The following is a 5,672-nucleotide window of genomic DNA, read 5'->3' as shown; positions in this document are numbered from 1 at the left end:
GTTTGTGCCCCATGCAATCACATCAATATCCAGACTAATCTGATGCGATGGGCGAACACGTCCCGACTGTGTCTCTAATCGTTTTAAAGTCTCGATAATGTCATCAACCGATAAAGTGCTTCGTAATAGGCAGGCTGAATTCCAGTAATCTGCGCCAATTCCATCCCGACATGGAATCTGGTAAATCGGTGAAAATTCCACATGCCCCAGTTCTGCAAGTTGAGCATAGGCAAAAGTGAAATTTTGCTGCTGCTGAACATTACTGGCCAGTGCGAGCGCAAAAATTGTTTCTGTTGCGTTCAAGGCGAATTCCTACTGCATTTGCTTGGGCAATAATCGCGGGTTTACGAATGGTAATGCTAATCGATTCAATAGATGGAAATGTAGAAAATAAACAGTTCAATACGAGTTGAGCAGCGTGCTCAATGAGTTTGGGCTTGGCTTGCTGAATTACTTGTGAAGCAAGCTCACAGATTTGGGCGTAGTTGAGTGTATCGCCCAACTCATCTGAACATGCAGCCTGAGTCAGGTCATGATGAATGATTAAATCCAGCATCAAAGGTTGGATGATCTGACGTTCCCAGTTGAAACAACCGATTACGGTATCGACCTTTAGTCCCTCAATAATAATGGCATCCATAATGACCTTAATAAACCGATAAATAAGATTAATGCTTTAACAATGAAGCAGGTTGAATATTGTGAACCATTTTCAAACGCTGGTCAGCATAAATATCGGTATATGGTGCGAGAACACGCATGAAACGATCAAAATATAACATTTGCTTGAATAACAAGGCGAAGTCACGCGGAAACTTGATACCGTGACGCTCACCTACGCCAATCATATCCATCATGATGTCATTAAGGTCTGCTGGATTAGAGCTTAGAATTTCCTGAGGATCGGCCAAGAGCACACCACTAAACAGACGCTCCAAGTCATCTGCAAGTACCTGAGTGTCAATTTTTTGATGAGTCATGCCCATTTTCAGCATGTTTTCAGCCATTGCCGTATAGTTGGTATGTTGTAGCGCGTCCATAAATGCCATACATGCACTCCAGACCTCTGGGTTTAACTGACCTACAATACCGAAGTCAATAAAGCCAATGCGGCCATCTTCAAGCAACATCAGGTTTCCAGCATGTAAATCGGCATGAAAGCTCTTGCACAGCATTAAACTTCCAAACCATGTATTCATCGCGGTAATCAGCACTTGGGTTGGGTCTTTTGCGTATTTTTTTACCACATCAAAGTCAGTTAATGACACACCATAAAGACGTTGCATGGTTAACACACGGCGAGTCGAAAACTGATGGTAAACCTTTGGTGCTGTGGCAGCCTGATTACCCGAAACATTCAGATATTGAATGAAATCATCCAGATTTTGCGCCTCTTCAATAAAGTCCACTTCCCGTACCATACGGACCTTGATTTCATCAACAATCTCGGAAAGTGATGCGAACTTGATTTTAGGTACAGCACGTTCCAGCAGCTTGGTTGCCCAATGCACCACATTTAAATCGGTATATAGAATGGTTTCCACACCAGGCTTTTGGACTTTAATTACCACATCTTCGCCTGTAACCAATTTTGCGGCATGCACCTGCGCGATTGATGCAGAAGCCAATGGTTTTTCATCAATAAAACTAAAAATTTCATTGAGGTTCCTGCCCTCAAACTCCTCATTCAATACGCCCTGAATATAGCTGAAAGGTAAGGTTGGCGTCTGGTCTAGGCAGCCTTGAAATTCCTCAACATATTCACGAGGAAATAAAGATGGGGTACTGGCAATAAATTGTCCTAGCTTAATGTAAGTTGAACCCAATGATTCAAAAGTTTCACGCATCAATTTAGCATTGCTTGGTTTTTCTGTTGCATATTTGACACCTGCCTGTGCCGCAACAATCACAGTTTCACCTATACGCCCAATGGAACGCAGTCCATCAAATAAAATATTTCTTTTCATAATCTTTCAGTGCCTCATAGATGGCGTTAGTTTAGCAAATTTTGCTTAATTTACTGATCAAGTTGCCTGACAAATCGGACAATTTTCATCTTTTTCAAACTGTAAAATGCGTTGGGAAAGGTTTAAACCATTCCAAAGTAATAATTTTTGCCTGAGTGGCGTTAAACCAAGCCCTAAAAACAGTAATGCGTGATGAGCCTGTAATGCTGCAATTGTGACAGGTGTTGTTGCCAAAACACCAGAGTCTGCACAGCGTAGATTTTCATTGGCATGTTGCTCTTTTGGGAACAGGCACTCATAACATGCTGAATCTGATTCAACCATAAATAATTGTCCCTCAAAGCCAATGGCCGAAGCACTAATCAAGGGAACTTGATGTTTTTTGCACAGCGCATTAACTAAATATCGGGTACTAAAGTTATCACAACCATCTAAAACGACATCTTGGTGCCGTACCAATTCATCAGCATTACTTTCATCAAAACGACTATTTTGATAGTTCACCTGTATATGAGGATTAATTTTTTGAAGATGTTTGGCTAAGACTTCTGCCTTATAATGACCTAAATCATTTGAAGTAAATGCGATCTGTCTTTGCAAATTGCTGATTTCGATGGTATCCGCATCAATAATGGTAATTTTACCCACACCTGCCCGCGCCAGCAGTTCCGCACTGGTACAGCCGATTCCACCAGCGCCAATCATCAGCACATTGGCAAGCTTGAGTTTTTCTTGCGCCTCGATATCCCAACCCTCCAATAAAATTTGTCGACTGTAGAGATGCATTTCATCATTACTGAGTTCAAATTCATTTTCTGGATGTTGTGACACGTGGCTTGCTTCTGTATAGCTCAATCATGTTGCTGATTTTAAGTGGATGTATGTTTTGAGGAAAGTAATAAATTTTATTTTGACAAATAGAATAGCTTAACCATTTGAGTGTCCCAGAAATCATACCCGTTGAACTTCCGAAAGCCTATCGATTGCTAAATCATGGCCCCACTGTACTCGTTTCTGCCCAGCACGGCGAAGATCAGGATGTAATGGCAGCGGCATGGGCCTGTGCACTGGAAATAACACCTGCCAAAGTTACGGTTGTACTGGATAAAAGTACCAAGACAAGGCAACTGGTTGAGCAAAGTGGTTATTTTGCCTTACAAGTTGCCTGTTTCGATCAAATTGATATGGTGCATCAACTAGCGATGGTTTATTCCATCGCTTTTCTACTTTTCACAATCTTAAATCTTATTTAGCCGCCATACGGATGCCACCATCCAGACGAATCACTTCACCATTCAGATATGAATTTTCAGCAATGTGTGCAACTAAACGCGCAAATTCTTCAGGACGACCCAAACGTGATGGATAAGGCACCATTTGCCCCAAAGCATCCTGTACATTTTGTGGCAAGCCTTTCAGCATTGGCGTTTCCATAATGCCAGGTGCAATGACCATGACACGAATCGCATGGCGCGCCAATTCACGGGCAATCGGCAAGGTCATGGCAACCACCGCACCTTTTGAAGCTGAATAGGCAGCCTGACCAATCTGACCATCAAAAGCTGCAACTGAAGCCGTATTGACAATCACGCCACGGTCTTCATCGTCTGCTTCAACTGTATTCTTACTCATGGCCTCAGCAGCAAAGCGTAGCATATTAAATGTACCAGTCACGTTGATCTGCAAGGTTTTGGAGAACATTACCAAATCATGTACACCTTCTTTGCCCAGCACTTTTGCAGATGGGCCAATGCCTGCACAGTTGACCAAGCCATGTAAACTGCCATGCTTGGCAATGACATCTTGAAAGAATTGTTCCGCCGCCTGTTCATCAGTCACATCCAGCTTTACAAACTCAGCCTTTTCACCCAATGCCTGTGCCTGTTGTTCGCCTGCCTCAACATTCATATCAACCAGCGTAACTGATGCGCCTTTTTCCACCAGATATTCTGCGGTTGCAGCTCCCAAACCAGAACCACCACCTGTAATAACAAAGTGTTTTCCCTGAATTTTCATTGGAATATTCCTGTTTACATAAAAATTATAAATGTTCGGCACTTAGCATAATTATTATGATCACAAATGCAATATCTTAATATCGCACAATACATGTCGTTTTTGGCGATTCTTATTTAATCTAGCTTCTGTCCCAAGCTCACCCGATCATTGCCACCATAATCCTTGATGGTCTGGATTTGGTTAAAACCGTACTGCTCAAAGATGTCACACACCGCCTGACCTTGATCATAACCATGTTCAAGCACAATCCAGCCGTGTGGTTTTAACCAGTCTTTGCCTTGACGCATAATCGTTTCAATATCCGCTAAACCATGATTGGCTGCAATCAACGCCCGTTCAGGCTCAGATTTCAGCTTTTGCATGTGGAGATCATCAGGATCAATATACGGTGGATTAGAGACAATCAGATCAAAGCTTTGTTGATCTAAAGCCTCAAACCAAGCACCGCAGGCAAACTTAACCTGAGTTAAGCCATGCTTTAAGGCATTTTCTTTGGCAACATCCAGCGTTGGCTGATAAATATCAGTTGCAATCACTTGCCACTTTGGACGCTCACTGGCAAGCGCCAATGCAATTGCGCCTGTGCCTGTGCCTAGATCAACAATATTGGCATCTTGAGCAAGCGGAAGATTTAAAACCGTTTCCACCAAAATTTCGGTATCAGGACGTGGCACCAAAGTGTCATGGGTGACTTTTAAATCCAGCGTCCAGAATGGTTGTGAGCCTGTGACATAGGCCAAAGGCTCACCCTGTTCAATTCGGGCCAGCCCATCCAAATAAGTTTGCTGCTGAATTTCTGTCAATTCCTGCTCAAGCCTAAATTTAAGCTCTAAAATACTGACACCTATAATATGCTCAAGTAGCCAGGCAGCTTCCTGACGCTCATAGCTATCAATTTCGCCTTTAATCTCTAAAGCCTGAGCAATATTCATTAGCCACCATTTTCCTGTGCCAGCATTGCCAACTGATCTGCCTGATATTCACGATGCAGGCTATCCAGCAATTCAGTTAAATCGCCTTCCATAATTGCATCCAGCTTATATAAAGTCAGGTTAATACGGTGATCGGTCATCCGTCCTTGTGGATAGTTGTAGGTACGGATACGCTCAGAACGGTCACCTGAACCCACCAGATCACGACGCATTTCAGAAGTTGCCGCATCAGCCGCTGCACGTTTTGCATTTTCCAGACGTGATACTAACAACGCCATCGCTTTGGCTTTGTTCTTATGCTGGGAACGTTCTTCTTGACATTCCACCACCACACCTGATGGAATGTGAGTAATACGCACCGCAGAATCGGTTTTGTTAATGTGCTGACCACCCGCACCCGATGCACGGTAGGTATCAATACGTAAATCGGCAGGATTGATTTCCACTGTGGTATCGACATCAACTTCTGGCAGAATGGCAACCGTGCATGCGGAGGTATGCACACGACCTTGTGATTCGGTTGCAGGTACACGCTGTACACGGTGTGCGCCACTTTCAAATTTCAGGCGACCATAGACACCCTCTCCATCGACACGGCAGATCACTTCCTTATAACCGCCATGCTCACCTTCATTTTCAGAAAGCACTTCGATACGCCAGCCTTGATTCTCAGCATATTTGCTATACATACGGAACAGGTCACCTGAAAAAATTGCAGCCTCATCACCGCCTGTTCCCGCACGAATTTCCAGAT

Annotated in this window: 7 protein-coding genes and 1 pseudogene; 1 reads left to right on the top strand and 7 read right to left on the bottom strand. The window is 43.4% G+C overall.

The features are described 5' to 3' along the window. The 4 genes from B4H32_RS07050 to B4H32_RS07035 all read right to left on the bottom strand — a co-directional run. Nucleotides 1-303: 2-amino-4-hydroxy-6-hydroxymethyldihydropteridine diphosphokinase (locus B4H32_RS07050; RefSeq protein ID WP_286801045.1), on the bottom strand; the 303-nt coding region annotated here is incomplete at its 3' end. Next, nucleotides 260-640 (bottom strand): dihydroneopterin aldolase, encoded by a 381-nt coding sequence (gene folB / locus B4H32_RS07045; RefSeq protein WP_286801044.1) that lies wholly within the window; start codon nt 638-640, stop codon nt 260-262. The genes folB and B4H32_RS07050, both read right to left, overlap by 44 nt. A 28-nt stretch (nt 641-668) precedes the next feature. After that, a complete protein-coding gene (locus B4H32_RS07040; RefSeq protein WP_286801043.1) occupies nt 669-1,967 on the bottom strand; it encodes an ABC1 kinase family protein in 1,299 nt (432 codons plus the stop codon). A gap of 57 nt (nt 1,968-2,024) precedes the next feature. Further along, entirely contained in the window at nt 2,025-2,753 is a 729-nt protein-coding gene (locus tag B4H32_RS07035; protein WP_378251358.1) for a HesA/MoeB/ThiF family protein, read from the bottom strand. Nucleotides 2,754-2,902: 149 nt separating this feature from the next. Between B4H32_RS07035 and B4H32_RS07030 the strand changes: the two are divergent. Further along, nucleotides 2,903-3,175: pseudogene (locus tag B4H32_RS07030) on the top strand (flavin reductase family protein); the annotation flags it as partial. 37 nt (nt 3,176-3,212) lie between these two features. Here the strand turns inward: B4H32_RS07030 and B4H32_RS07025 are convergent. The 3 genes from B4H32_RS07025 to prfA all read right to left on the bottom strand — a co-directional run. Next, nucleotides 3,213-3,983, bottom strand: a complete 771-nt coding sequence (locus B4H32_RS07025; protein ID WP_004680860.1) for a 3-hydroxyacyl-CoA dehydrogenase — start codon at nt 3,981-3,983, stop codon at nt 3,213-3,215. A gap of 116 nt (nt 3,984-4,099) precedes the next feature. After that, nucleotides 4,100-4,918, bottom strand: a complete 819-nt coding sequence (prmC, locus tag B4H32_RS07020) for a peptide chain release factor N(5)-glutamine methyltransferase (protein WP_004680861.1) — start codon at nt 4,916-4,918, stop codon at nt 4,100-4,102. Then, the coding region (gene prfA / locus B4H32_RS07015; RefSeq protein WP_286801037.1) for a peptide chain release factor 1 at nt 4,918-5,672 on the bottom strand (755 nt) is incomplete at its 5' end. The genes prmC and prfA, both read right to left, overlap by 1 nt.

The organism is Acinetobacter sp. UBA2063 (assembly GCF_002333245.1).
Classification (GTDB): Bacteria; Pseudomonadota; Gammaproteobacteria; order Pseudomonadales; family Moraxellaceae; genus Acinetobacter; species Acinetobacter parvus.
This window is presented reverse-complemented; position numbering and strand designations above follow the sequence as displayed.